This window comes from Streptococcus mitis (assembly GCF_002096835.1).
Classification (GTDB): Bacteria; Bacillota; Bacilli; order Lactobacillales; family Streptococcaceae; genus Streptococcus; species Streptococcus mitis_W.
In genome coordinates this window covers 416,866-441,304 of sequence record NZ_NCVG01000023.1, presented here as the reverse complement: position 1 = coordinate 441,304, position 24,439 = coordinate 416,866, and the positions used below count along the sequence as shown (strand labels likewise).

General features: G+C 41.2%; 28 protein-coding genes. 21 read left to right on the top strand and 7 right to left on the bottom strand.

What is annotated here, in order from left to right:
- Positions 1 to 8: 8 nt before the first annotated feature.
- Positions 9 to 659 (top strand): aggregation-promoting factor, encoded by a 651-nt coding sequence (apf, locus tag B7699_RS09075; protein ID WP_084928005.1) that lies wholly within the window; start codon positions 9 to 11, stop codon positions 657 to 659.
- A 51-nt stretch (positions 660 to 710) separates the two neighbouring features.
- On the opposite strand, the gene B7699_RS09070 is transcribed toward apf, so the two are convergent.
- On the bottom strand, positions 711 to 1,574 hold the full coding sequence (locus B7699_RS09070) for a helix-turn-helix domain-containing protein (RefSeq protein ID WP_084928004.1): 864 nt from the start codon (positions 1,572 to 1,574) through the stop codon (positions 711 to 713).
- A 333-nt stretch (positions 1,575 to 1,907) separates the two neighbouring features.
- Between B7699_RS09070 and B7699_RS09065 the strand changes: the two genes are divergently transcribed.
- The gene (locus B7699_RS09065; protein ID WP_084928003.1) at positions 1,908 to 2,495 is read left to right on the top strand and encodes a hypothetical protein; all 588 of its coding nucleotides are present in this window, start codon (positions 1,908 to 1,910) and stop codon (positions 2,493 to 2,495) included.
- Between the two features lie 184 nt (positions 2,496 to 2,679).
- Here the strand turns inward: B7699_RS09065 and B7699_RS09060 are convergent, their stop codons facing one another.
- Positions 2,680 to 3,552 (bottom strand): hypothetical protein, encoded by an 873-nt coding sequence (locus tag B7699_RS09060; protein WP_084928002.1) that lies wholly within the window; start codon positions 3,550 to 3,552, stop codon positions 2,680 to 2,682.
- 459 nt (positions 3,553 to 4,011) lie between these two features.
- Here B7699_RS09060 and mnmA point away from each other — a divergent pair, with 459 nt between their 5' ends.
- The 3 genes from mnmA (at position 4,012) to mnmG (ending at position 7,652) form a co-directional block, all read left to right on the top strand.
- The gene (gene mnmA / locus B7699_RS09055) at positions 4,012 to 5,133 is read left to right on the top strand and encodes a tRNA 2-thiouridine(34) synthase MnmA (protein WP_084928001.1); all 1,122 of its coding nucleotides are present in this window, start codon (positions 4,012 to 4,014) and stop codon (positions 5,131 to 5,133) included.
- A gap of 140 nt (positions 5,134 to 5,273) precedes the next feature.
- Positions 5,274 to 5,729, top strand: a complete 456-nt coding sequence (locus B7699_RS09050) for an NUDIX hydrolase (RefSeq protein WP_192852029.1) — start codon at positions 5,274 to 5,276, stop codon at positions 5,727 to 5,729.
- 9 nt (positions 5,730 to 5,738) lie between these two features.
- Positions 5,739 to 7,652, top strand: a complete 1,914-nt coding sequence (mnmG, locus tag B7699_RS09045) for a tRNA uridine-5-carboxymethylaminomethyl(34) synthesis enzyme MnmG (protein WP_084927999.1) — start codon at positions 5,739 to 5,741, stop codon at positions 7,650 to 7,652.
- Positions 7,653 to 7,717: 65 nt separating this feature from the next.
- Here mnmG and rnjA read toward each other — a convergent pair whose 3' ends face one another.
- Together rnjA and B7699_RS09035 are read right to left on the bottom strand one after the other, a co-directional pair.
- Complete coding sequence (gene rnjA / locus B7699_RS09040; RefSeq protein ID WP_084927998.1) at positions 7,718 to 9,397, bottom strand: ribonuclease J1; 1,680 nt, start codon at positions 9,395 to 9,397, stop codon at positions 7,718 to 7,720.
- A 1-nt stretch (position 9,398) separates the two neighbouring features.
- Entirely contained in the window at positions 9,399 to 9,632 is a 234-nt protein-coding gene (locus B7699_RS09035; protein WP_000639572.1) for a DNA-dependent RNA polymerase subunit epsilon, read from the bottom strand.
- A 277-nt stretch (positions 9,633 to 9,909) separates the two neighbouring features.
- Between B7699_RS09035 and B7699_RS09030 the strand changes: the two genes are divergently transcribed.
- A complete protein-coding gene (locus B7699_RS09030; protein ID WP_049500723.1) occupies positions 9,910 to 10,125 on the top strand; it encodes a hypothetical protein in 216 nt (71 codons plus the stop codon).
- Between the two features lie 301 nt (positions 10,126 to 10,426).
- On the opposite strand, the gene cibB is transcribed toward B7699_RS09030, so the two are convergent.
- Both cibB and cibA read right to left on the bottom strand, forming a co-directional pair.
- Complete coding sequence (gene cibB / locus B7699_RS09020; RefSeq protein ID WP_000974044.1) at positions 10,427 to 10,579, bottom strand: fratricide two-peptide bacteriocin subunit CibB; 153 nt, start codon at positions 10,577 to 10,579, stop codon at positions 10,427 to 10,429.
- A gap of 1 nt (position 10,580) precedes the next feature.
- Positions 10,581 to 10,766, bottom strand: coding sequence for a fratricide two-peptide bacteriocin subunit CibA (cibA, locus tag B7699_RS09015; RefSeq protein ID WP_000180841.1), 186 nt, complete (start codon positions 10,764 to 10,766; stop codon positions 10,581 to 10,583).
- A 177-nt stretch (positions 10,767 to 10,943) separates the two neighbouring features.
- On the opposite strand from cibA, the gene tsaB reads away from it, so the two are divergent.
- From tsaB to B7699_RS08935, 15 genes are all read left to right on the top strand, one after another.
- The gene (gene tsaB / locus B7699_RS09010; protein WP_020901818.1) at positions 10,944 to 11,627 is read left to right on the top strand and encodes a tRNA (adenosine(37)-N6)-threonylcarbamoyltransferase complex dimerization subunit type 1 TsaB; all 684 of its coding nucleotides are present in this window, start codon (positions 10,944 to 10,946) and stop codon (positions 11,625 to 11,627) included.
- The gene (gene rimI / locus B7699_RS09005) at positions 11,624 to 12,061 is read left to right on the top strand and encodes a ribosomal protein S18-alanine N-acetyltransferase (RefSeq protein WP_084927997.1); all 438 of its coding nucleotides are present in this window, start codon (positions 11,624 to 11,626) and stop codon (positions 12,059 to 12,061) included. The genes tsaB and rimI overlap by 4 nt, the downstream gene beginning before the upstream one ends.
- On the top strand, positions 12,051 to 13,061 hold the full coding sequence (gene tsaD / locus B7699_RS09000; protein WP_020901820.1) for a tRNA (adenosine(37)-N6)-threonylcarbamoyltransferase complex transferase subunit TsaD: 1,011 nt from the start codon (positions 12,051 to 12,053) through the stop codon (positions 13,059 to 13,061). Before rimI ends, tsaD begins: the two co-directional genes overlap by 11 nt.
- Positions 13,062 to 13,164: 103 nt before the next feature.
- A complete protein-coding gene (locus B7699_RS08995; RefSeq protein WP_020901821.1) occupies positions 13,165 to 14,028 on the top strand; it encodes an Rgg/GadR/MutR family transcriptional regulator in 864 nt (287 codons plus the stop codon).
- 230 nt (positions 14,029 to 14,258) lie between these two features.
- The gene (locus B7699_RS08990; protein ID WP_004254985.1) at positions 14,259 to 14,543 is read left to right on the top strand and encodes a bacteriocin immunity protein; all 285 of its coding nucleotides are present in this window, start codon (positions 14,259 to 14,261) and stop codon (positions 14,541 to 14,543) included.
- Positions 14,544 to 14,664: 121 nt separating this feature from the next.
- Complete coding sequence (locus B7699_RS08985) at positions 14,665 to 15,891, top strand: MFS transporter (protein WP_004254988.1); 1,227 nt, start codon at positions 14,665 to 14,667, stop codon at positions 15,889 to 15,891.
- Between the two features lie 183 nt (positions 15,892 to 16,074).
- Entirely contained in the window at positions 16,075 to 16,662 is a 588-nt protein-coding gene (locus B7699_RS08980) for a TetR/AcrR family transcriptional regulator (protein WP_084927996.1), read from the top strand.
- Positions 16,662 to 17,174, top strand: coding sequence for an HdeD family acid-resistance protein (locus B7699_RS08975; RefSeq protein ID WP_000036821.1), 513 nt, complete (start codon positions 16,662 to 16,664; stop codon positions 17,172 to 17,174). Before B7699_RS08980 ends, B7699_RS08975 begins: the two co-directional genes overlap by 1 nt.
- 240 nt (positions 17,175 to 17,414) lie before the next feature.
- Complete coding sequence (locus B7699_RS08965) at positions 17,415 to 18,110, top strand: AzlC family ABC transporter permease (RefSeq protein WP_000659743.1); 696 nt, start codon at positions 17,415 to 17,417, stop codon at positions 18,108 to 18,110.
- Positions 18,100 to 18,423 carry an AzlD domain-containing protein gene (locus tag B7699_RS08960; protein ID WP_084927995.1) on the top strand — a complete coding sequence of 108 codons (324 nt, stop codon included), beginning with the start codon at positions 18,100 to 18,102 and terminating at the stop codon, positions 18,421 to 18,423. The genes B7699_RS08965 and B7699_RS08960 overlap by 11 nt, the downstream gene beginning before the upstream one ends.
- A gap of 255 nt (positions 18,424 to 18,678) precedes the next feature.
- Positions 18,679 to 19,509 carry an amino acid ABC transporter substrate-binding protein gene (locus B7699_RS08955; RefSeq protein WP_004254995.1) on the top strand — a complete coding sequence of 277 codons (831 nt, stop codon included), beginning with the start codon at positions 18,679 to 18,681 and terminating at the stop codon, positions 19,507 to 19,509.
- 153 nt (positions 19,510 to 19,662) lie between these two features.
- Positions 19,663 to 20,517, top strand: coding sequence for a MetQ/NlpA family ABC transporter substrate-binding protein (locus tag B7699_RS08950; protein WP_084927994.1), 855 nt, complete (start codon positions 19,663 to 19,665; stop codon positions 20,515 to 20,517).
- A 99-nt stretch (positions 20,518 to 20,616) separates the two neighbouring features.
- Positions 20,617 to 21,990 carry a M20 family metallopeptidase gene (locus tag B7699_RS08945; RefSeq protein WP_084927993.1) on the top strand — a complete coding sequence of 458 codons (1,374 nt, stop codon included), beginning with the start codon at positions 20,617 to 20,619 and terminating at the stop codon, positions 21,988 to 21,990.
- Entirely contained in the window at positions 21,983 to 23,044 is a 1,062-nt protein-coding gene (locus B7699_RS08940) for a methionine ABC transporter ATP-binding protein (protein WP_084927992.1), read from the top strand. Before B7699_RS08945 ends, B7699_RS08940 begins: the two co-directional genes overlap by 8 nt.
- 1 nt (position 23,045) lies before the next feature.
- Positions 23,046 to 23,738: a methionine ABC transporter permease gene (locus B7699_RS08935; RefSeq protein ID WP_084927991.1), complete on the top strand. Its 693-nt coding sequence runs from the start codon at positions 23,046 to 23,048 to the stop codon at positions 23,736 to 23,738.
- Positions 23,739 to 23,766: 28 nt separating this feature from the next.
- On the opposite strand, the gene B7699_RS08930 is transcribed toward B7699_RS08935, so the two are convergent.
- Positions 23,767 to 24,336, bottom strand: a complete 570-nt coding sequence (locus B7699_RS08930) for an MptD family putative ECF transporter S component (protein ID WP_084927990.1) — start codon at positions 24,334 to 24,336, stop codon at positions 23,767 to 23,769.
- Positions 24,337 to 24,439 lie beyond the last annotated feature (103 nt).

Here is a 24,439-nt window from a genome sequence, read left to right as displayed (position 1 = left end):
TTTCAAATATGAAATCAACAACTAAAAAGATTAAAACAACTCTTGCAGGAGTAGCTGCCTTGTTTGCAGTATTTGCTCCATCATTTGTATCTGCTCAAGAATCATCAACTTACACTGTTAAAGAAGGTGATACACTTTCAGAAATCGCTGAAACTCACAACACAACTGTTGAGAAATTGGCAGAAAACAACCACATCGACAACGTTCATTTGATTTATGTTGGTCAAGAGTTGGTTATCGATGGTCCTGTAGCACCTGTTGCAACACCAGCGCCAGCTACTTATGCGGCACCAGCTGCTCAAGATGAAACTGTTTCAGCTCCAGTAGCAGAAACTACAGAAGTAGTAGAAGAAGCAGCCCCAGTGGCAAGCGCACCTGCAGCAGAAGAAAATGTTGCTACAACAGAAGCTTCAGCACCAGCTGCAACTGTAAGCGGATCTGAAGCAGAAGCTAAAGAATGGATCGCTCAAAAAGAATCAGGTGGTAGCTACACAGCTACAAACGGACAATACATCGGACGTTACCAATTGACAGATTCATACTTGAACGGTGACTACTCAGCTGAAAACCAAGAACGTGTAGCAGATGCCTACGTTGCAGGACGTTACGGTTCATGGTCAGCCGCTAAAAACTTCTGGCTTAACAACGGCTGGTATTAAGAAATAACGAACAGAATAATTTGAAAAAGTCGAGGAAATCCCTCGACTTTTTTATATTTCTTTCGGTTGATAATAGATCTCCACTTCTTTTTTGAGAAAGGCTAGAATGGAAGTTTCATCGGTCAGCTCTAGAAGGGAGAACCCTTTTTGGATAAGTTTAGCATCATCCCTACAAATCCCAATACGGACATAGCAGATAGCAAGCATATCGTAGCTTTTCTTGTTCTTGGCATCCTCTAGTAAAGTATAGCAGATTTGTTGACACATGTTTTTGTCTTGATGGTATAAGTAAATGGTGGAAAGGTTGAGTAGGATTGCCATTCGCAAGTCATATAAATGTTGGTAGTTTTTATAGACTTCTAAGCGTTGCAAGATTTTTCCAGTGATGAGATGGAGGTGTTCAATTGGAAAGCTGAAAAGGATGGTATTGAGGATTTTTAGGTCACTTTCATACCATGTATCTTGTTTTTCAATTTTTTCCCAAAGTTTTTTGACAGTTTGTTTCACTTGATCTGACAGTTTCTCTGTACCATGTTGACGGATATGAATGACAACTTCAAGCATATCCCTGATTTCTTCTATAGGCAGGTCGTGATGGGTCTTGAGATAGTTTTGGCATGTTTCAAAAAAATCAACTAGACCACTGCCACCAATGATGGAATTCATATTGAGATAAGTTTGCATGATTTCTGTCCGTTGGCTCGGCTGATAGAGATGGCAGATGTAGTCAAATTCTTCAAAACTCATATTCATTTGCCGGAGAAGAAAATCCATATTTTCATATTTAGGAGTTACTTTACCACTTTCAATCTTTGATAGGCTGGTTCTTGATAGGACATTCCCACAGACCTCTTCTTGGGTCAATCCTTTTGACTCACGTATTTCTTTATAGACCTTTCCGAAATCATAACGCATGATTTTCTCCTTTTCGTGAAAAAAGTTAACAAACAATAAAATCCTATTAAAAATATTGTATCATAGTAATATAAAAAGTAGAAAATAAAACTAAAATAAGCTTGTGGAAAAGCTTGGTGTAATTTTAAAATGGGCTTAACAGTACTATGATGTAGCTAGAAAAGGGGTGGAAAAATGTTTAAAAATAAGGAACTTTTTCGAGTAGTCATGATATTTGTGATAGGAATTATCCTAGTTTTAATGACACCCGTCTTATTTAAAGTTGTTATAGAACTATTTTCAAAATAGATAGGCCTCTGCTTTAGGTAGAGTAGTGAATCAGGAGGTTAAGTGATGAACTACAATTTAAAATATCTCTTATCAGGAATATTTATCATAGTCTTTATAGGCTTCCTAGTTTGGATGAGTTATTTTAATCAGAAGAAAGAAGAAGAGCATTCGGATGTGTCTTTTGAAGCGAGGTTAGATAGTGAGGTCAAGACCTTATATAAACAACTAGCATTGAGTGAGGAACCTCACTATTTCTTAGCGTATCGCTACCTACATCCTTGGTTTAATTTGGCGATTTTACCACCAACAGTTGAAATTTTCTTAACTAAAATAGCGCTGGTGATGGTGACTCCAGATGAACTACTGATAAGAAATCTTGGGAATGGGATGACTTTCACAAGTGAGCACCATCGTGATTTGCGACAAGGACTTATCCGCATTCCAAAATCAGAGATGAAAGAATTTGAGATTCGCAACTGGAAAAGAGTTTTTATATTTGGCGATTTTTTGACAATTAAAACAAGCCAACATAGCTATTATTTGCAGGTTAGAGATGATGGACTTCAAAAAGGAAGTCTTTCTACCAAACACTTCTCCGACTTGAAACGACAAGATTTTTTAGGATTATTGACAGATAAAAGGACATTCTGATAGACAATTAACCAAAAAACGAATCTTAGGACGTTCAACAATTCAAAAACCACACAGTATTTTCAGACTTGAACACAATCAAGCTGAGAGAATCACTGTGTGGTTTTATTGGAAAGTTAGTTTTTGCTAGCCTTTTATATACTTTATTCGACAAAAGACAATTAAATTAGCGATAGCCGATTACTTACTGCTGACCGAATGATGTAACTCCGCCACCTAAACTAGCGAGATCATCACTGTTTGTTGTGGGAACTCCAGCATTGTTACTATTGGTATTAGTTTCTGCTTGAGCTTCTGAAGTATTAGCTGCTTGATTTTGTGTACTTGCCACATCATTTCCGCTGCTGCCAGCACTATCAGATGAAGGTTGTTCGCTTGCAGGCGCTTGTGAACTGTATCTGCTCCCATTTGACTCAGTATAGGTTGGAGTGTAGCTCCCTCCTCCTGAAGAATAGGTTTCTCTTTCCCCCTCGCTACTAGTCGTTCCTGTTTCTTTTTTGTCAGTCTTTTGTCCTTCTTTTTTAGTCAAGACTTCAACTTGCTTTTGGAATTTAGAAATTAGTTCTTGGATGGGTTTTATTTTTTCATCAATAGTGGCTTGTTCGCTTGTGGAGTTGACACTTTTAATGATTTCTAGTATTTTTTGTAAGGAAGTGATGGCTGTTTCAAGTGCTTGTTTATCTTCAAACTGACTATCGGATTCCTTTATATCCATTTTTAAAGCTTTTTCGCTATAATGATTGGTGATTTTATCGGCAGTAGAAGTAAGAAAGTCTGCTAATGTTTGCTTGCCTTCGTCAGTGTTTGGCTTCAATTCTTGAATTTTTTTCCAATCCTCTATAATTGTTTCAGAATCTATATTAAAATCTTTGATGGCTTTTTTTACTTGTTCGACATCTTGTTCATTTTTTTGCCGTTTGAAGAAAGCAATATTGCCTTTTTCTGTTAAGATGTTTTCTTGATGAATGACTAAACCTATTAAAAGTCCAAGACTTGCGACAATGATAATAGTAAAAATGGTATTTTTTGATTTTAGAATATCTTTGTAGTTTTTCACAATCGTTCTACGTACATGGATGGTAGTATCTTTAAGGGATCATGTACGTATTCCTCCTCAATATAGTATATCATTTTTAGTTTATTTTATAAATAAGATAATAAGCAGTAGCGGGATTAAGCTATAAATTACCCTCATTTCAAACAATTATATATGTATTTGCAGAGAGCTTGTAGATTATCAGTCTCTTTCTTGTCTTCTCCAACCAAGCATGTTATAATGAATACTGCTCAAGCGACCTTCAATCGTTAAGCACACACGACCTTCAATCGTGAACTAGTCATTTCGTTTATCTTTTATTACGTCGTTAACTCGTCTTGCCTAACTCAGGTTATGCCTACGACTCGTTGCCTAGTACTAAAAGCAAACGAAATGACTATACTCAAATAAATTCTATTGAAAGTCATAGTAAATAGAATTTTGAGGGGTATAAATAAACGAATAGATGGGAGACTTACCATGAGTGATAACTCTAAAACACGTGTTGTTGTGGGGATGAGTGGTGGTGTTGATTCGTCGGTGACGGCTCTTTTACTCAAGGAGCAGGGCTACGATGTGATCGGTATCTTCATGAAGAACTGGGATGACACAGATGAAAACGGCGTCTGTACGGCGACCGAAGATTACAAGGATGTGTCTGCGGTGGCAGACCAGATTGGCATTCCTTACTACTCTGTCAACTTTGAAAAAGAGTACTGGGACCGCGTTTTTGAGTATTTCCTAGCGGAATATCGTGCAGGACGCACGCCCAATCCAGATGTTATGTGCAATAAGGAAATCAAGTTTAAGGCTTTTTTGGACTATGCCATGACTTTAGGTGCAGACTATGTTGCGACTGGGCACTATGCTCGAGTAGCGCGTGATGAGGATGGTATTGTTCACATGCTTCGTGGCGTGGACAATGGCAAGGACCAAACCTATTTCCTCAGCCAACTTTCGCAAGAACAACTTCAAAAAACCATGTTCCCGTTGGGACATTTGGAAAAGCCTGAAGTACGAAAACTAGCAGAAGAAGCAGGCCTTGCGACTGCCAAGAAGAAAGACTCGACAGGGATTTGCTTTATCGGAGAAAAGAACTTTAAAAACTTTCTCAGCAACTACCTGCCAGCTCAGCCTGGTCGCATGATGACTGTGGATGGTCGCGATATGGGCGAGCATGCAGGTCTGATGTACTATACGATTGGTCAGCGTGGAGGTCTAGGTATCGGTGGGCAACACGGTGGAGACAATGCCCCTTGGTTCGTTGTCGGAAAAGACCTCAGCAAGAATATCCTCTATGTAGGACAAGGTTTCTACCATGACTCGCTCATGTCAACCAGCCTAGAGGCTAGCCAAGTCCACTTTACTCGTGAGATGCCAGAGGAATTCACGCTAGAATGTACGGCTAAATTCCGCTATCGTCAGCCTGACTCTAAGGTGACCGTCCATGTCAAAGGAGACAAGGCAGAGGTCATCTTTGCAGAACCGCAACGCGCGATTACACCAGGACAGGCAGTTGTCTTTTACGAGGGCGAAGAGTGTCTAGGTGGTGGTTTGATTGACAATGCTTACCGCGATGGACAAGTTTGTCAGTACATTTAGATTGACAAATTTTCTCAATTTGCTACAATAATAAAAGCAATAGAAATGATGGTCAAAGCTCATGGATGTTGCAGGCTTTTTTGTCCTGCACTTCTTTGGAGTTTTGACTGTTTTTGTGTCGTTTAAGGGAAAGGACAAGAATGACTCAGCAAGACTTTCGGACAAAAGTAGGAAATACAATTTTTGGAGTTCGGGCGACAGCCTTGATTCTCCAAAATCGCAAGCTCCTAGTCACCAAAGACAAGGGAAAGTATTACACTATTGGCGGTGCGATTCAAGTCAATGAAAGCACGGAAGACGCGGTAGTCCGTGAAGTGAAGGAAGAACTGGGTGTCAAAGCTCAAGCTGGGCAACTAGCTTTTGTTGTTGAAAATCGTTTTGAACAAGACGGTGTTTCCTATCACAACATTGAGTTTCATTATCTGGTGGACTTGCTTGAAGATGCCCCATTGACCATGCAGGAAGATGAGAAAAGGCAGCCCTGTGAATGGATTGACATAGACCAGCTTAAGGGTATCAATCTAGTTCCAGCCTTTTTAAAAACAGCCCTACCAGATTGGGACGGCCAACTAAGACACATTCATCTTGAGAAATAGGAGAAAAACATGACTTATAATTTTACTGAAGAATACGATATTATTGTAATCGGTGCGGGACACGCTGGGGTCGAGGCTTCCTTAGCCGCTAGCCGTATGGGTTGTAAGGTCTTACTTGCGACTATCAACATTGAAATGCTGGCTTTCATGCCTTGTAACCCCTCTATCGGTGGTTCTGCCAAAGGGATTGTTGTGCGTGAAGTTGATGCCCTCGGTGGCGAGATGGCCAAAACCATTGACAAGACTTACATCCAGATGAAGATGCTCAACACAGGGAAGGGGCCAGCTGTCCGTGCCCTCCGTGCGCAGGCTGACAAGGAGCTTTACTCTAAGGAAATGCGCAAGACGGTTGAAAATCAAGAAAATCTGACCCTTCGTCAAACCATGATTGATGAGATTTTGGTCGAAGATGGCAAGGTTGTCGGTGTCCGTACAGCGACCCATCAAGAATATGCTGCTAAGGCTGTTGTCGTGACCACAGGAACTGCTCTCCGTGGGGAAATTATCATCGGAGATCTCAAGTACTCATCAGGTCCTAACCACAGCCTAGCTTCTATTAACCTTGCTGATAATCTCAAGGAATTGGGCCTAGAAATCGGTCGTTTCAAGACAGGAACTCCTCCACGTGTCAAGGCTTCTTCTATCAACTACGATGTGACAGAAATTCAGCCAGGAGACGAAGCGCCTAATCACTTCTCATACACTTCGCGTGATGAGGACTATGTCAAAGACCAAGTTCCATGCTGGTTAACCTATACCAATGGTACCAGTCATGAGATTATTCAAAACAACCTCCACCGTGCGCCTATGTTTACAGGTGTGGTCAAGGGAGTGGGCCCTCGTTACTGTCCGTCGATTGAGGACAAGATTGTGCGCTTTGCGGACAAGGAGCGCCACCAACTCTTCCTTGAACCAGAAGGGCGCAATACTGAGGAAGTCTATGTTCAAGGCCTCTCAACCAGTCTGCCTGAGGATGTTCAGCGTGACTTGGTTCATTCCATTAAAGGTTTGGAAAATGCAGAGATGATGCGGACAGGTTATGCCATTGAGTACGACATGGTCTTGCCTCATCAGTTGCGTGCGACTCTGGAAACCAAGAAAATCTCAGGACTTTTCACTGCTGGTCAGACAAATGGAACATCAGGTTACGAAGAAGCTGCTGGGCAAGGGATTATCGCGGGTATCAATGCGGCTCTGAAAATCCAAGGCAAGCCTGAGTTGATTTTGAAGCGCAGTGACGGTTATATCGGGGTGATGATTGATGACTTGGTGACCAAGGGAACCATTGAACCCTACCGTCTATTGACCAGTCGTGCTGAATACCGTCTCATTCTCCGTCATGACAATGCCGATATGCGTTTAACAGAGATGGGACGTGAGATTGGGCTTGTGGATGATGAACGCTGGGCTCGCTTTGAAATCAAGAAAAATCAATTTGACAATGAGATGAAACGCCTAGACAGCATCAAACTCAAGCCAGTAAAGGAAACCAATGCCAAGGTTGAGGAGATGGGCTTCAAGCCGTTGACCGATGCAGTGACAGCCAAGGAATTCCTTCGTCGTCCAGAAGTTTCTTATCAAGATGTGGTGGCTTTCATCGGACCAGCTGCAGAGGACTTGGATGACAAGATTATCGAATTGATTGAAACAGAAATCAAGTACGAAGGTTATATTTCCAAAGCCATGGATCAGGTTGCCAAGATGAAACGCATGGAAGAAAAACGCATTCCAGCCAATATTGATTGGGATGATATTGATTCTATCGCGACGGAAGCTCGTCAGAAGTTCAAACTCATCAATCCAGAAACCATCGGCCAAGCCAGCCGTATTTCGGGAGTAAACCCAGCAGATATTTCTATTTTGATGGTGTATCTGGAAGGTAAAAATCGTAGTATTTCTAAAAATCAAGAAAAGAAAGCATAGAGAAAAACAGCTCCGAAAAATCGGGGCTGTTTTGTTGACTTGTATTCAATGAAAATCAAAGAGTATTATTCTTCGTCTGGTGTGAGGATCATCGGGATGATAATCGGTTCACGTTCTGTATTTTCATAAAGGAAGGGGCGAATAGCGTTAACAATGGCACCATTGACAGATTGCACGCTAGCGTCCTTGTTTTTCAGTGCGATACGAATGGCATTGAAGAGGATACGCTGGCTTTGGCGAATCAGGTAGCCAGATTCTCTCATGTAGACAAAGCCTCGGCTGAGGATGTCTGGACCAGACAGAATCATCTGCGATTTGAAGTCAACAGTTGCGACTGCTAGAACGACACCGTCTTCAGATAGATCACGACGATCTTTGAGGACAGCTGCGCCGATTTCACCGATACGATTTCCATCGACATAGATATCTTGGGCGTTGAAATGACCTGCGATACGAGCAGAATCTGCGGTAAGGGCAAGCACATCACCATTGCTCATGATAAAGATATTGTCCTTCTCAACACCAGTATCCACTGCTAGTCCAGCGTGGACCTTTTGCATGCGGTATTCACCGTGTACAGGCATGAAGTATTTTGGCTTAATCAAGCGGAGCATGAGTTTTTGCTCTTGCTGGCCACCGTGTCCAGATGTATGGATATTGTTCACTTTACCGTGGATAACTTCGACACCAGCTTCTGAAATAATATTGATCAGCTTGTTGACGCTAGTAGTGTTTCCAGGGATTGGACTTGAAGAGAAGATAACTGTATCACCAGGTTGGAGTTGTACCTGACGGTGGGTTCCGTTGGCGATACGAGAGAGGGCAGCCATCGGTTCCCCCTGACTACCTGTACAGAGGATGAGAACCTCGCCCGCAGGGTAGTCTTTAATTTCATTTGGCTCGATAAAGGTTCCCTTAGGAGCTTTGATGTAGCCAAGATCGATTCCGTTGACAATGGCCTTTTCCATAGAGCGACCAAAGACCGCAATCTTGCGTCCAGTCTTAACAGCAGCTTCAGTTGCTTGCTGGAGACGGAAGATATTTGAGGCAAAGGATGCAAAGATGATGCGTCCTTCAATGCCTTGGATAATCTTCATGATGGACTGACCAACGACTTTTTCAGAGTTGGTAAAGGTTGGCACTTCCGCATTTGTCGAGTCAGACAGGAGACAGAGTACGCCTTCTTCACCAAGAGCTGCCATACGGTGCAAGTCTGCTGGTTCACCAACTGGTGTAAAGTCAAACTTAAAGTCACCCGTACAAACGATTTTCCCTTGAGGAGTATGAATGACAATCCCTAAAGGCTCTGGAATAGAGTGAGTGGTTCTAAAGAAAGTTGCCTTAAGATTTTTAAAGGTCAACTCAGTGTTGTGGTTGATTTCGTAAAGTTTGGCGTTGCGCAAGAGGCCGTGTTCTTCGAGTTTTCCACGGATTAAAGCCAAGGCAAGTGGTCCAGCGTAGATAGGGACATTTGCTTGCTTGAGTAGGAAAGGAATCCCACCGATGTGGTCTTCGTGTCCGTGTGTGATTAAGACAGCCTTGACGCGGTCGATATTGTCCACGATGTATGAGTAGTCAGGAATGACATAGTCGATACCCAGCAAATCATCTTCTGGGAATTTAATCCCAGCATCGACTATAATAATCTCGTCTTGGTATTCAATCCCGTAAGTGTTTTTCCCGATTTCTCCCAGACCACCGATGGCAAAAACGCCGACTTCTTCAGGTTTAAGAGTGTAGGCCATATTAGAACTCCGTAATTTCGAAGGCGCCAGTTTCTTTTTCGTAATCTAGCAATTTGTCAGACAAGAGTTCGATATACTCGATATTGTACTCTGGGCGATTTTCTTCGACAAGTTGGCGAGCAGCGATACGGCCCTCAAGTTCTGAGCTGGCATCGATGTCTAGGTAAAGTGCGCGTGTTGTTTCACGACGTGGGCTACGTTCTTTTGTTTCTTGATAAAAAACTTTGTAAATCATATAGTTCCTTTCTATTTACAGGTCAGCTTATTCCAAACTTTTAGCAGATATTTGCTTGATTTCATTCCATTTTTGTCTAGATTGACCTTGATTCGTTACAATTATTTCAATTATACCACAAAATGAAAAATTAGTAAAAGACGGAAACGAGAAAGTCATAGGGTTACTCGTTGGTAAGCGTTTGCAAAAATAAAGAAAATATGTTATTTTGATAATGGAAGTGGAATTTATCATTTGTCACAATTCCCTATAGTTTTTAAGTCAAGGAGGTTGCCCTATGTATAATTTATTTGCTTTTGCTATCGGAGCTCGCTTAGTAGCTTTTATTGTTTTTGTTGCTTGCGTTTATGGAGGGAATCTTCTATTTGCCAAACTGGAACAACGACAAACCAAGTTCTTGTGGAAAATTACCTTTGTGACTCTCTACTCGCTTTTTCTCCTCCTCGTAACCTATGTAGTTTGGTTTATATTTTACTTTGGATTAAATGCTTAGATGCCCTGCTCTGATGGGGTATTTTTGTTTGGGGGCAAAGAAAATTCCACCCCATCTATCAAGATGAGGTGGTCTTTGCATTTTTCTAAAATGACATGACAATGGAATTTTCAGAGCTTATTAGCTTTATATTAATGATTCTTCTGCTCAAAAATAGAGTTGAAGACTAAAAACAAAACAATACAAACAGATAAATCGATTGGTAAAGGGATAGTAGTAATGTTTAAATCATTGAGAATGCTGAGCAAACTATAAGAGATAAAGATAATAAAATTTATCCTTCTAAAAATGTGTTTTTTATCTAGCATGACTTACCAAACTTTTTACGAAGGTCTTTTCCAATGGTATAACCTGCCATAAATAAAGCGATACCAACACCTACACCAAAACCACCCTTTATTTCTTGCAATTCCTTATTAGAAATTTCACAATAGTTGTTCAAATCTTTCATCATATTAATCTCCTCCTAAAAAATAACCAGCTGCCAAACCAGAACCTATAAGTGCTGTTCCACCTGCAATAGCTTTCCAAGATACTGCTACTCCAAAGATAACCAAGGGAGCGAGACCGCCATCAATATCTGATAATTCATTTTCAGATAAGGATAAAAATTGATTGTCAAGAACGTCAAAATTTGTCATTGAACTTTCCTCCTTTTTTCTTGTTCACTTTTATATTCGGAAAAGAAAAGGAAAAGTGAGCATTTTTTAAATTATTTTTTAGCTAAGTATAGGCATTTTTGTTTGGGGGCAAAGAAAATTCCCATGTGCCAGCTTTTGTAGTATAATAGTAAGCAGACAAAAAGATAGGAATGTGTTATGAAAGTATTAGCTTTTGATACGTCCAGCAAGGCTCTTTCTCTCGCTATTTTAGAGGACAAGCAGGTTCTTGCCGAGACGACGATTAATATTAAGAAAAATCACAGTATTACCCTTATGCCTGCCATCGATTTTTTGATGGCAAGTTTGGATTGGACACCCAAGGATTTGGACCGAATCGTGGTGGCGGAAGGGCCAGGTAGCTACACAGGTTTGCGAATCGCGGTAGCAACTGCCAAGACTTTGGCTCATACCCTGAACATTGAGTTAGTTGGTATGTCTAGCCTCTTGGCTCTGGTGCCCTACCAACAAGAAGGCTTGTTCGTTCCCTTGATGGATGCGCGTCGCAACAATGTTTATGCAGGATTTTATGAAAATGCCAAACCTGTCATGCCAGAAGCGCACCTATCTTTTGAAGAGGTGTTAGAGAAAGTTAAGGGTGCTAGTCAGGTAACCTTTGTCGGAGAAGTTGCCCCCTTTGTGGAGCAGATTCAAGAACACTTGCCAAGGACTAATTACAAAGAAACCTTGCCTAATGCAGCCAATCTTGCTCTTTTGGCTTGGGACAAGGAAGCAGACTCCTTGCATGATTTTGTGCCGAACTACCTCAAGCGTGTTGAGGCTGAGGAAAACTGGCTCAAGAACCATACCGAGTCTGGTAAGTCCTACATTAAACGCCTATGATAGAAATCAAACGAACTCACCAGCAACCTGATCTGGCTCAAGCCATCTACGCTGTTATGATAGCTGTTTACCCAGTCAGTCCTTGGACGCTGGAACAAATCCAAGCAGACCTGTCCCAAGACCAGACTTGGTATGCTCTAGCTTATGATGGGGAAGAAGTGATTGGCTTTCTAGCTGTGCAGGAGAATCTTTTTGAGGCAGAAGTCCTGCAAATCGCTGTCAAACAAACCTATCAGGGTCAGGGAATTGCATCAGTCTTGTTTGCTCAATTGCCGACAGACAAGGAGATTTTCCTCGAAGTCAGAAAGTCAAATCACCGAGCACAAGCATTTTACAAGAAAGAAAAGATGGCAGTCATCGCTGAGCGAAAGGCCTACTACCATGACCCAGTCGAGGATGCCATTATCATGAAGAGAGAAATAGATGAAGGATAGATATATTTTAGCATTTGAGACATCCTGTGATGAGACCAGTGTCGCCGTCTTGAAAAACGACGATGAGCTCTTGTCTAATGTCATTGCTAGTCAAATTGAGAGCCACAAACGTTTTGGGGGCGTAGTGCCAGAAGTAGCCAGTCGTCACCATGTCGAGGTCATTACAGCCTGCATCGAGGAGGCGTTGGCAGAAGCAGGGATTACCGAAGACGATGTAACAGCTGTGGCGGTTACCTATGGACCTGGCTTGGTGGGAGCTTTACTAGTTGGTTTATCAGCTGCTAAGGCCTTTGCTTGGGCACATGGACTTCCGCTGATTCCCGTTAACCACATGGCTGGTCACCTTATGGCAGCTCAGAGCGTGGAGCCTTTGGAGTTTCCCTTGCTAGCCCTCTTGGTCAGCGGTGGACACACAGAGTTGGTTTATGTTTCGGAGGCTGGTGACTACAAGATTGTTGGGGAAACGCGAGATGACGCGGTTGGTGAGGCCTATGATAAGGTCGGCCGTGTCATGGGCTTGACCTATCCTGCCGGTCGTGAGATTGACGAGCTGGCTCATCAGGGGCAGGATATTTATGACTTTCCTCGTGCCATGATTAAGGAAGATAATCTGGAGTTTTCATTCTCAGGTTTGAAATCTGCCTTTATCAATCTTCACCATAATGCCGAGCAAAAGGGAGAAAGTCTGTCTACAGAGGACTTGTGTGCATCCTTCCAAGCAGCTGTCCTGGATATTCTCATGGCAAAAACTAAGAAGGCTTTGGAGAAATACCCTGTTAAAACTCTAGTCGTGGCAGGTGGTGTGGCAGCCAATAAAGGTCTCAGAGAACGCCTAGCAACCGAAATCGCAGATGTCAAGGTCATCATTCCACCTCTGCGCCTCTGCGGAGACAATGCAGGTATGATTGCCTATGCCAGCGTCAGCGAATGGAACAAAGAAAACTTTGCAAGCTTGGACCTCAATGCCAAACCAAGTCTCGCTTTTGATACCATGGAATAAAGAGTCAGCTTAGGGCTGGCTTTTTTGCTCTCTTAAATGTCAGAATATTTTGACAAATAATTGTGAATAATGATATACTATATAAAAAATAGGAGGTGGTGAGATGATTGAGAGAATGGAGTTGGGAGAATTTTACAAGGAATTACGTTTGGCGAGAAAGCTCAAGCAGTCAGATGTGGCTTGTGCTGGTCTAACAGCCTCTCAGTTGTCCAAGTTTGAACTAGGGCAGTCTATGCTATCTGCGGATAAGTTGATCCTAGCCATCCAAGGGATCAATATGAATTTTGATGAGTTTGGTCATAAGCTAAACAATTATCAAGAATCCCTACATATGCAGATTGGTAGAAAGGTTGTGGATCGCTTTGCCCACCAAGATATAGCTGGTTTAGAGCAACTGTTGGAGGAAGTCGAGCAAGAACAGATGGCAGAGACCTATCGTCGTTTGAATGCCATTGTAATTAAAAACGCACTCCATTCCTTAAATAAGAACTATCCATTAGTAAAAGAAGATAGCGAGTTTTTGACTATCTATCTCTATGCTATTGAGTCTTGGACCTGGTTTGAACTCTATCTCTTTTGCAATACCATGCCCTTCTTGAGCAATCAAGATTTGATATTTTTATCGACCGCTTTAATTGAGAAATCTAGGGAATTTAAAGAGTTGGTACATAATCGATTGTATATGAAAAGTGGATTTCTGAATATTATATCAGAACTCATGGAGCGTAAACTTTTCTCTTATATCCCAATTTTTGAAGCTGAGCTAGAGAGCATGCTTCGTCCATACGATGTTTTTGAAAAAGTATTGTGGCAGTTTTTAAAGAAAATGAAGATTTTCCTTCAAACCAAAGGAAGCAATCAAAAAGAGATTGAAAGATTTATCCAATCTCTGCAAGTATTAGAAAATCCACAATTGCTAGCCCTCTTCGAATTGCGTTTGAAGCAATACAAAGAACTTATTGAGTAGTCAACAATTGCAAATCTGAAATTTCTATAAGAAAAAATATCAAATATGCGATTTTCTAAAATAAGCTAATTTTCGTGTTATACTATCCTTGTAAAGCACTTCAAGCAGATCCTAAGTCGCAGAAGTGGTTTATAGATGGGAATTCGTACAGTATATGTTTAATTATGAGCATACTGTAAATGGCTGGACTAAAAGTGAAACTTGGCGTCCTAGATAAAATGAGGTAAACGATGGAAAAACAAAGTCAGTTACAAATGTTAATTCATTCCCTATACAATAATAAAGAAATTAGCTTGACGGAAGAATTTAGGAAGCAATTGCTGGAAACAGCAAAACAGTTCTCTAGTACTAATGAAGATTTGTTAGCTGTACGTCTTTCTTTTGCCGTCTCTAAAGAATTGTTGAGCTTTAAAGGTGAACCGCCGACAGAGTTGTTGGATTTAGCAAAATTTGTCCAAAAGAAAGAAGCTAAATACAAGCAGGGAATAGTGTGGTCTGGTATTTTTAAGATATGATTTATTATAAAATACGGCATGAACATCATATAATGGATGAATCTGAATATGAGCAAGGCTTGGAGTTCAATATTAAACCAAGTCTTGTTTTCTATACACTGGAACTTTAAAAGGAGTTGTGATGAAAGTATTTCTTCAAAATAGAAATTTTAGGCAATTAACCATCAACCAGTGGATTTCAACGGTTGGGGATACGATTTTTTATCTGGCCTTTTTGAATTATGTGGCAGATGCATCTTTTGCCCCTTTGGCGATTTTACTGATCACGATTTCAGAAACCCTTCCTCAAGTTCTGCAAATCTTTCTGGGAGTTTTGGCGGATTTTCAACATCATCGTGTCCTAAAATATACAATGATTAGTTTTGCAAAATTTTTGCTTTACTCTATCGTTTCTTTATCACTTTCAGGGCAGTCCTTTTCCTTGTTATTAGTAGCATTTATTTGTCTGATTAACCTCTTATCTGACACATTGAGTTATTTTTCAGGCGCCATGCTCACTCCGATTTTCATTAGAATTATTGGGCAAGACCATCTGGCAGAAGCTATTGGATTTAAACAGTCAACTGTTAGTTTAGTGAAAACAATCAGTAATATTCTAGGAGGAGTCTTACTAGGTATTCTATCTATCCAGTCTATTTCCTTACTGAATGCTCTGACCTTTTTAATCGCATTTTTAGGTATTCTTTTCATAAAAACAGACCTCTTGAAAGTAGAAAAAACGATTAGCTATCAAGAAGGACTCTCTGTAAAATCCTTTTGCCAGCATCTGCTCCAATCATCAAAATTGATATGGAATATGAATAAGGTGCTCTTGGTTTTGTTTATTATCTCTATTAGTCAAGCAGTGATAAATGTTACAGTTCCTGTTTCTACTCTGTTTTTGAGGAATCAGCCCTTTTTGAATTTACAAACAGGTCAATCTCTTGCCTTGTTATCCACCCTTGAATTGTCAGCCCTTATTGTCGGAAGCCTTGTGAGTGGCTATCTGAAGAATACAATCTCCATAAAACTAGCCCTATATGCCTCGCTTATTATCCAATTACTCCTTTTAGTTGGCTTTGTGGCAGTTCGTTTTGACTGGATTCTTATCTTTAGTGCCTTGGATGCCTTTTTCGCAGGTATCCTCTCTCCTCGATTACAGGAACTCATTTTTAAACAAATACCTGAGGAGTCAATGGGAGCAGTTCAATCCTCTATCGGTGCCATTACAGTTGTTTTACCTAGCTTATTTACAATAGCTTTGGTAACCATTGCTACTAGCTTTGGAACTCTGGCAGTTAGCTTTGTTTTATTGCTATTTCTTCTAGCTGCCTTTATCATACTCTTGAATATCCGTGAAAACATTTAGCGAAGAATGTGTATATTATATGTTTGAGACTGGATTCCAGTCTGTTTATGATGGCTACAATCAGCAGACTGTTAAATTTTTGAGAAAGTTGCTTGACATTTCAGACCAATCGGTTTATTATTAAAAAATGTAGAGATAAATACATGAGAAAAGAAGAAAAAAACAAGACTACGAAGAGAGAAAATCATTACCGCTGCTTTGTTTGAATTTGCTACAAAAGGCTATCAAGGTTTTGTCATCAATGAACTTTGTAAAGTGGATGGTATTTCCAAAGGAGTTTTGTATCATAATTTTTCAGGGAAATCAGACCTCTATCTAACTTGTTTTCAGGAGAGTTTTGAGAAAGCTTTGGCAGTGTTTCTGGGGGTGGAAGGTCAAGTGCCCTCCTTAGCTGATTATATGGAAAGACGTCACCAATTTTATCAGCAATACCCAGAACATAGCCACATTTTCTTTGAGGCAATGATTGCGACACCAGAAGAATTGGAAGCAGACATTGCACCACAGAAAGCTATCTTTTTGGACTTGAATGAACAAGTTTGTCAAAAACTTATATCAGAATCCAAACTGAAAGAGCATATTGATGAGAAACGAGCTATGGACTATCTGCGATTGATTCAGGATATGTTTCGTTCCTATTATTTAACTGTTTCGTCAGATAGCAGTTTGCCTGACTTGGTTTCAGGATATGAACATCAATTATCACAGGTTTTGGATATGATGATTTATGGAATACTAGAGGAAGATTCCTCTAAAAAAGGAGAAAAATAATGTCGAAAATTTGGAAATGGTTGTTACTAATTGCGGGTATTTTTGCAGTTTTTGTAGGTTTTAATATGTTTGCACATCCTCTTATTAGCTTGGCTTCCATGACTTTCTGGTTTGCACTTGTATTTGCAGTTCAAGGGATTTCTGAGATTGTACAATACTTCAAATCAGAAGAAAAGCATGGCTGGAATTTATTTGGAGGAATTGTTACCCTCATCCTCGCTCTTACCTTATTCTCAGGTAGCTTTATTGAAATGGTAACATTTGTACCATTTATCATTTCTTTATGGGCCTTGACAAATGGTATTACAAAAACTATCGTTGGTTTCAAGGTTCGTAAGACGGATAAATCGGTAGGTACCCCTCTAGTTTGGATGGGGATTTTAGGAATCGTAGCAGGTTTAATCATGATGGGACACCCATTGATGACCGGTCTCTATATTAGTTACACCATTGCCTTTGTCTTTATTTATCAAGGTATTGTGGCAATTGTTCAATTCTTCAAGATTAAATAAGAATAAAATGGAGTCTGTCTGATTACAATCAGCAGACTTTTTTCTCTTTCCTGAATGTGTTATAATAGTCCATGCTATGGCTGGAGCCTTTTCAGCCTACTTATACTCTTCGAAAATCTCTTCAAACTGCGTCAGCTTCTATCTGCAACCTCAAAACAATGTTTTGAGCAACCTGTGGCCAGCTTTCTAGTTTGCTCTTTGATTTTCATTGAGTATTATTAAGACAATATGAGGAGAAAGATGAAAGAAAAAGGATTTTGGGAGGGGGCGCAGGCGGCCATGCCAACGGCCCTTGGTTATGTCAGTATTGGCTTGGCCTGTGGGATTATTGGTGCGCCCTATGTGACACCTGTTGAGATGGGCTTGATGAGCCTCTTTGTTTATGCTGGGAGTGCCCAGTTTGCCATGTTGGCACTGATTGCGGTTCAAGCACCTGTGGCAGCTATTGCTATGACGGTCTTTTTGATTAATTTGCGTCTCTTTTTGTTGAGTTTGCATGCGTCAACCTATTTCCGTCATACCAGTCTCTGGCAAAATATCGGTATGTCTAGTCTCTTGACGGATGAGACTTATGGCGTTTTGATGGGCGAGTTAGCCCATACAGACAAGGTCAATCCTATGTGGATGCACGGAAACAATCTCAACAGCTATGTGGCTTGGTTTGTGGGAACAGTTGTCGGAACGGCTCTGGGTGGTCTGCTGCCAAATCCAGAAATCTTTGGCTTGGATTTTGCCCTGGTTGGGATGTTCATTGGAATTTTTGCTTCGCAATTCCAGATTATGCAAAGACGGATTCCTGTCCGCAATCTGCTCATTATCCTAGCAGTTGTTGCGGTGTCCTTCTTTTTACTCTTAACAGTGGTGTCTCAGTCGCTAGCTGTTCTGTTTGCGACCTTGCTAGGTTGTACAATGGGGGTGGTTTTAGATGGTCAGTAAGTATCTTTTATTAGCAGTTATTTTCTCTGGCTTGGTGACTTGGATTCCCCGTATCATTCCCTTCATCTTGGTCAAGTATAAGGGCTTGCCTGCTATCGTTGAGCGTTTTTTGAAATTCTTGCCCGTTTCCATTATCTTTGCCTTGATTCTGTCAAGCGTAGTGACAGGTAAGGTTGGGAGCCTTCCTCAAATCAAATGGCTGGATTTCTTAGCAGTCTTTCCAACAGCTTGGGTAGCCTTTCGTTATCGCAATCTAGTCGGAACAGTTCTCTTTGGAGTGGTCTTAATTGCAGTCTTGCGTTTGGTCTTTTAATACTCTTCGAAAATCAAATTCAAACCACGTCAGCGTCGCCTTACCGTATATATGTTACTGACTTCGTCAGTTCTATCTACAACCTCAAAGCAGTGCTTTGAGCAACCTACGGCTAGCTTCCTAGTTTGCTCTTTGATTTTCATTGAGTATAAATCAGCCATAAAGAAAACCTATCACAGAGATAGATATCATATAATGGCGTAAATGCTCTTTTTCTGTTAAGATTATAAGGTATTCTATTTTGGAGGAAATGACATGAAAAAAATCGTTAAATACTCATCTCTTGCTGCCTTAGGACTTGTTGCTGCAGGTGTGCTAGCAGCTTGCTCAGGTGGTGCTAAGAAAGAAGGAGAAGCAGCTAGCAAGAAAGAAATTATCGTTGCAACCAATGCTACACCAAAACCATTCAACTATGAAGAAAATGGCGAATTGACTGGTTACGAAATTGAAGTGGTTCGCGCTATCTTTAAAGATTCTGACAAATATGATGTCAAGTTTGAGAAGACAGAATGGTCAGGTGTCTTTGCAGGACTTGATGCTGACCGTTACAATATGGCTGTTAGCAACATCAGCTACACTAAAGAACGTGCTGAAAAATACCTTTATGCAGCTCCAACTGCTAAAAACCCTAACGTTCTTGTAGTGAAAAAAGATGACCCTAGCATCAAATCGCTTGATGATATCGGTGGAAAATCAACAGAAGTTGTTCAAGGGACAACTTCTGCTAAACAGCTAGAAGACTACAACAAACAACATTCAGATAATCCAACTGTCCTAAAGTATACTAAAGCGGACTTCCAACAAATCATGGGACGCTTGAGCGATGGCCAGTTTGACTACAAGATTTTTGATAAAATCGGTGTTGAAACAGTCATCAAGGACCAAGGTTTGGACAACTTGAAAGTTATTGAACTTCCAAGCGACCAACAACCTTACGTTTACCCACTTCTTGCCAAAGGTCAAGATGAGTTGAAAACATTTGTAGACAAACGTATCCAAGAACTCTACAAAGATGGAACTCTTGAAAAGTTGTCTAAACAATTCTTTGGAGACACTTACCTACCAGCAGAAGCTGATATTAAATAATTTTTTGAAATCATCCATTCTGAATCAGGTGGGTGATTTCTCAATTTTTAAGTATATAGTTTTAAACTATATATCTGATTATCTAATAACAATTTGTGAAATCAAACAAATTGTGAGATACTAGTACGGTATTATTTTTAAGGAGAAAGAATCATGAAAATTAAAAAATGGCTTGGTGTAGCAGCCCTTGCTACAGTCGCAGGTTTGGCTCTTGCAGCTTGCGGAAACTCAGAAAAGAAAGCAGACAATGAAACAACTATCAAAATCGCAACTGTTAACCGTAGCGGTTCTGAAGAAGCTCGTTGGGATAAAGTTCAAGAATTAGTTAAAAAAGACGGTATTACTTTGGAATTTACAGAGTTCACAGACTACTCACAACCAAACAAGGCAACTGCTGATGGCGAAGTAGATTTGAACGCTTTCCAACACTATAACTTCTTGAACAACTGGAACAAAGAAAACGGAAAAGACCTTGTAGCGATTGCAGATACTTACATCTCTCCAATCCGTCTTTACTCAGGTTTGAATGGAAGTGACAACAAGTACACTAAAGTAGAAGACATCCCAGCAAACGGAGAAATCGCTGTACCAAACGACGCTACAAACGAAAGTCGTGCACTTTACTTGCTTCAATCGGCTGGTTTGATTAAATTGGATGTTTCTGGAACTGCTCTTGCAACAGTTGCTAACATCAAAGAAAATCCAAAGAACTTGAAAATCACTGAATTGGATGCTAGCCAAACAGCTCGTTCATTGTCATCAGTTGACGCTGCCGTTGTAAACAATACCTTCGTTACAGAAGCAAAATTGGACTACAAGAAAGCACTTTTCAAAGAACAAGCTGATGAAAATTCAAAACAATGGTACAACATCATCGTTGCGAAAAAAGATTGGGAAACATCACCAAAAGCTGATGCTATCAAGAAAGTGATCGCAGCTTACCACACAGATGACGTGAAAAAAGTTATCGAAGAAACATCAGACGGTTTGGATCAACCAGTTTGGTAATAAGAAACAGGGAGGTGGGAGAGAAAATTCCACCTCTTGCTTTTGTATAGAGCATGGATTGTAAAGAAGACTATAGGTTCATAGAAAGGTAGAGAGAATATGGTTTTTCCTAGCGAACAAGAACAGATTGAAAAATTTGAAAAGGATCATGTGGCCCAGCATTATTTTGAGGTTTTGCGTACCTTGATTTCTAAGAAGTCAGTCTTTGCCCAGCAGGTTGGACTTAAGGAAGTTGCCAATTATCTGGGTGAGATTTTCAAGCGTGTTGGGGCTGAAGTGGAGATTGATGAGACTTACACGGCGCCTTTTGTCATGGCACATTTCAAGAGTTCGCGTCCAGATGCCAAAACCCTGATTTTCTATAACCACTATGACACTGTACCAGCGGATGGGGATCAAGTCTGGACAGAGGAGCCCTTTACGCTTTCGGTCCGCAACGGCTTTATGTATGGGCGTGGGGTTGATGACGACAAGGGTCATATCACGGCTCGTTTGAGTGCTTTGAGAAAATACATGCAGCACCATGATGACCTGCCTGTCAATATCAGTTTTATCATGGAGGGAGCGGAGGAATCGGCTTCGACAGACCTAGATAAGTATCTGGAAAAACATGCGAATAAACTCCGTGGGGCGGATTTGTTGGTCTGGGAACAAGGGACCAAAAATGCTTTGGAGCAGTTAGAAATTTCTGGTGGAAATAAGGGAATTGTGACCTTTGATGCCAGGGTGAAAAGCGCTGATGTCGATATCCACTCTAGTTATGGTGGGGTTGTGGAGTCAGCTCCCTGGTACCTCCTTCAAGCTCTACAGTCTCTTCGTGCCGCAGATGGCCGTATCTTGGTTGAAGGTTTGTACGAAGAAGTTCAAGAACCAAATGAACGAGAATTGGCCTTGGTGGATACTTACGCCCAACGAAATCCAGGGGAAATCAACCAGATTTATGGTTTGGAATTGCCTCTTTTACAAGAGGACCGTGCAGCCTTTCTAAAACGATTCTTTTTCGAGCCAGCCCTTAATATCGAAGGGATTCAGTCAGGTTATCAAGGACAAGGAGTCAAAACGATTTTGCCAGCAGAAGCTAGTGCTAAGCTAGAGGTTCGTTTGGTTCCTGGCCTAGAACCGCATGATGTTCTGGAAAAAATTCGGAAACAGCTAGACAAAAATGGCTTTGATAAGGTAGAATTATACTATACCTTGGGAGAGATGAGCTATCGAAGCGATATGAGCGCGCCAGCCATTCTTAATGTGATCGAGTTGGCCAAGAAATTCTATCCACAGGGCGTTTCAGTCTTGCCGACAACAGCGGGGACAGGGCCTATGCATACGGTCTTTGATGCCCTAGAGGTACCCATGGTGGCCTTCGGTCTAGGAAATGCCAATAGTCGAGACCATGGTGGAGATGAGAACGTGCGAATCGCCGATTACTACACCCATATTGAATTAGTAGAGGAGCTGATTAGAAGCTATGAGTAGAGATATTATCAAGTTAGATCAGATTGATGTGACTTTTCATCAGAAGAAGAGAACCATCACAGCGGTCAAGGATGTGACCATTCATATCCAAGAAGGGGATATCTACGGAATCGTTGGATATTCTGGAGCAGGGAAATCAACCCTTGTACGGGTGATTAATCTCTTGCAAAAACCATCTGCAGGGAAAATTACCATTGACGATGATGTGATTTTTGATGGCAAGGTGACCTTGACGGCCGAGCAGTTGCGTCGTAAACGTCAAGATATCGGAATGATTTTCCAGCATTTTAACCTGATGAGTCAAAAGACAGCAGAGGAGAATGTAGCCTTTGCACTCAAACACTCTGGACTTAGCAAGGAAGAAAAGAAAGCTAAAGTAGCCAAGTTGTTGGACTTGGTTGGCTTGGCGGATCGTGCTGAAAACTATCCTTCACAACTATCTGGAGGGCAAAAACAGCGTGTGGCCATTGCGCGTGCCTTGGCCAATGATCCAAAAATCTTGATTTCAGACGAGTCAACTTCTGCCCTTGACCCTAAGACAACCAAGCAGATTTTGGCCTTGTTGCAAGATTTGAACCAAAAATTAGGATTGACTGTTGTCTTGATTACGCATGAAATGCAGATTGTCAAAGATATTGCCAACCGTGTAGCAGTTATGCAGGATGGGCATTTGATTGAAGAGGGAAGTGTCCTTGAAATCTTCTCAGACCCTAAACAACCTTTGACCCAAGACTTTATCTCAACAGCTACAGGTATTGACGAGGCCATGGTCAAAATCGAGAAGCAAGAAATCGTGGAACATCTGTCCGAAAATAGTCTCTTGGTACAGCTCAAGTATGCAGGAGCTTCAACAGACGAGCCACTTTTGAATGAATTGTACAAGCATTACCAAGTAACGGCTAATATCCTCTATGGAAATATCGAAATCCTCGATGGTACTCCTGTTGGAGAATTAGTTGTGGTCTTGTCAGGTGAACAAGCAGCGCTAGCAGGTGCTCAAGAAGCCATTCGTCAAGCAGGCGTACAACTAAAAGTATTGAAGGGAGGACAGTAAGATGGAATCATTGATTCAAACCTATTTGCCAAATGTCTATAAAATGGGCTGGGCTGGTCAAGCAGGTTGGGGAACAGCCATCTATCTAACCCTTTATATGACAGTTCTTTCCTTCATCATCGGAGGTTTCTTGGGGCTAGTAGCAGGTCTTTTCCTTGTCTTGACAGCGCCAGGTGGTGCTTTAGAGAATAAGGTCGTTTTCTGGATTTTGGATAAGATTACTTCTATCTTCCGTGCGGTACCATTTATCATTCTCTTGGCAGTGTTGTCACCCTTTTCACACCTAATCGTAGGGACAAGTATCGGACCAAACGCGGCTATCGTACCGTTATCTTTTGCAGTATTTGCCTTCTTTGCCCGTCAAGTGCAGGTTGTCTTGGCTGAACTGGATGGCGGTGTCATTGAGGCGGCTCAAGCGAGTGGAGCGACTTTCTGGGATATCGTGGGTGTTTACCTATCAGAAGGTCTTCCAGATTTGATCCGTGTGACGACTGTGACCTTGATTTCCCTTGTTGGTGAAACAGCTATGGCCGGTGCGGTTGGAGCTGGTGGTATCGGTAACGTAGCCATCGCTTATGGATTTAACCGCTACAATCACGATGTGACTATCTTGGCAACTATCATTATCATTTTGATTATCTTTACAATCCAATTCTTGGGAGATTTCTTGACCAAGAAATTGAGCCATAAATAAAAAGAGCCGTGTGGCTCTTTTTTAGTGATCAGATTTTCTGCGCAAATTTTTTACTCAAGACTTGTCCAATCAAGGCACCAACTAGGGCTCCGATGACAATACTTGCGATAAAAAGAAGGATAGTTCCAGGATTTGGTGCAACCATGATACGGTCGATATATTCTTGGGATTTTCCTCTTGCTAGAAGGGTAGCCATATAGGCTTGGGGAGCAATCCACATAAGTAAGATTGGACCAGTTGAACTAAAGGCGAAAATAACGAAAGAAAGGAAGTTCTTAGTTTGATCCTTGTATTTTCCTAGGCTAGCTACTCCATCTGCTAGGAGGCCACAGATAATTCCAGGAAGGAAGGCACCGGCGCCGTGTTTAGTTCCCAAGAAAAAGAGGGCAATGACAAGGCCGATAGTGGTAATGGCTCCAAAGCGCGGAACTTTTGCGACCAGGATCATATAGACGCTACCGCCGACAAGGGCAGTAAAAGCAGGCGCATAAAACATATTTCCAGTTTGGTCGAGGAGATTACCCAAAAGGACACCAATCCCCATGCAGAGGAAGTAAAGAACTGCAAAAAGCAGTGTAGTTAAGATAGATTTTTTCATGAATTGTCTCCTGATAATTTTCTCACAATTCTCATTGTACCACGGTTTGGTGGGATTGTAAATGGATAGTCTATGTGTTTGAAAACGCTTGAAATATGATATA

What these genes read in the sequence shown, in the direction of transcription:
- apf (WP_084928005.1), top strand. Translation starts at nt 9, where the DNA reads ATGAAATCAACAACTAAAAAGATTAAAACAACTCTTGCAGGAGTAGCT.
- B7699_RS09070 (WP_084928004.1), bottom strand. Translation starts at nt 1,574, where the DNA reads ATGCGTTATGATTTCGGAAAGGTCTATAAAGAAATACGTGAGTCAAAA.
- B7699_RS09065 (WP_084928003.1), top strand. Translation starts at nt 1,908, where the DNA reads ATGAACTACAATTTAAAATATCTCTTATCAGGAATATTTATCATAGTC.
- mnmA (WP_084928001.1), top strand. Translation starts at nt 4,012, where the DNA reads ATGAGTGATAACTCTAAAACACGTGTTGTTGTGGGGATGAGTGGTGGT.
- B7699_RS09050 (WP_192852029.1), top strand. Translation starts at nt 5,274, where the DNA reads ATGACTCAGCAAGACTTTCGGACAAAAGTAGGAAATACAATTTTTGGA.
- mnmG (WP_084927999.1), top strand. Translation starts at nt 5,739, where the DNA reads ATGACTTATAATTTTACTGAAGAATACGATATTATTGTAATCGGTGCG.
- rnjA (WP_084927998.1), bottom strand. Translation starts at nt 9,397, where the DNA reads ATGGCCTACACTCTTAAACCTGAAGAAGTCGGCGTTTTTGCCATCGGT.
- B7699_RS09035 (WP_000639572.1), bottom strand. Translation starts at nt 9,632, where the DNA reads ATGATTTACAAAGTTTTTTATCAAGAAACAAAAGAACGTAGCCCACGT.
- B7699_RS09030 (WP_049500723.1), top strand. Translation starts at nt 9,910, where the DNA reads ATGTATAATTTATTTGCTTTTGCTATCGGAGCTCGCTTAGTAGCTTTT.
- cibB (WP_000974044.1), bottom strand. Translation starts at nt 10,579, where the DNA reads ATGATGAAAGATTTGAACAACTATTGTGAAATTTCTAATAAGGAATTG.
- cibA (WP_000180841.1), bottom strand. Translation starts at nt 10,766, where the DNA reads ATGACAAATTTTGACGTTCTTGACAATCAATTTTTATCCTTATCTGAA.
- tsaB (WP_020901818.1), top strand. Translation starts at nt 10,944, where the DNA reads ATGAAAGTATTAGCTTTTGATACGTCCAGCAAGGCTCTTTCTCTCGCT.
- rimI (WP_084927997.1), top strand. Translation starts at nt 11,624, where the DNA reads ATGATAGAAATCAAACGAACTCACCAGCAACCTGATCTGGCTCAAGCC.
- tsaD (WP_020901820.1), top strand. Translation starts at nt 12,051, where the DNA reads ATGAAGGATAGATATATTTTAGCATTTGAGACATCCTGTGATGAGACC.
- B7699_RS08995 (WP_020901821.1), top strand. Translation starts at nt 13,165, where the DNA reads ATGATTGAGAGAATGGAGTTGGGAGAATTTTACAAGGAATTACGTTTG.
- B7699_RS08990 (WP_004254985.1), top strand. Translation starts at nt 14,259, where the DNA reads ATGGAAAAACAAAGTCAGTTACAAATGTTAATTCATTCCCTATACAAT.
- B7699_RS08985 (WP_004254988.1), top strand. Translation starts at nt 14,665, where the DNA reads ATGAAAGTATTTCTTCAAAATAGAAATTTTAGGCAATTAACCATCAAC.
- B7699_RS08975 (WP_000036821.1), top strand. Translation starts at nt 16,662, where the DNA reads ATGTCGAAAATTTGGAAATGGTTGTTACTAATTGCGGGTATTTTTGCA.
- B7699_RS08965 (WP_000659743.1), top strand. Translation starts at nt 17,415, where the DNA reads ATGAAAGAAAAAGGATTTTGGGAGGGGGCGCAGGCGGCCATGCCAACG.
- B7699_RS08960 (WP_084927995.1), top strand. Translation starts at nt 18,100, where the DNA reads ATGGTCAGTAAGTATCTTTTATTAGCAGTTATTTTCTCTGGCTTGGTG.
- B7699_RS08955 (WP_004254995.1), top strand. Translation starts at nt 18,679, where the DNA reads ATGAAAAAAATCGTTAAATACTCATCTCTTGCTGCCTTAGGACTTGTT.
- B7699_RS08950 (WP_084927994.1), top strand. Translation starts at nt 19,663, where the DNA reads ATGAAAATTAAAAAATGGCTTGGTGTAGCAGCCCTTGCTACAGTCGCA.
- B7699_RS08945 (WP_084927993.1), top strand. Translation starts at nt 20,617, where the DNA reads ATGGTTTTTCCTAGCGAACAAGAACAGATTGAAAAATTTGAAAAGGAT.
- B7699_RS08940 (WP_084927992.1), top strand. Translation starts at nt 21,983, where the DNA reads ATGAGTAGAGATATTATCAAGTTAGATCAGATTGATGTGACTTTTCAT.
- B7699_RS08935 (WP_084927991.1), top strand. Translation starts at nt 23,046, where the DNA reads ATGGAATCATTGATTCAAACCTATTTGCCAAATGTCTATAAAATGGGC.
- B7699_RS08930 (WP_084927990.1), bottom strand. Translation starts at nt 24,336, where the DNA reads ATGAAAAAATCTATCTTAACTACACTGCTTTTTGCAGTTCTTTACTTC.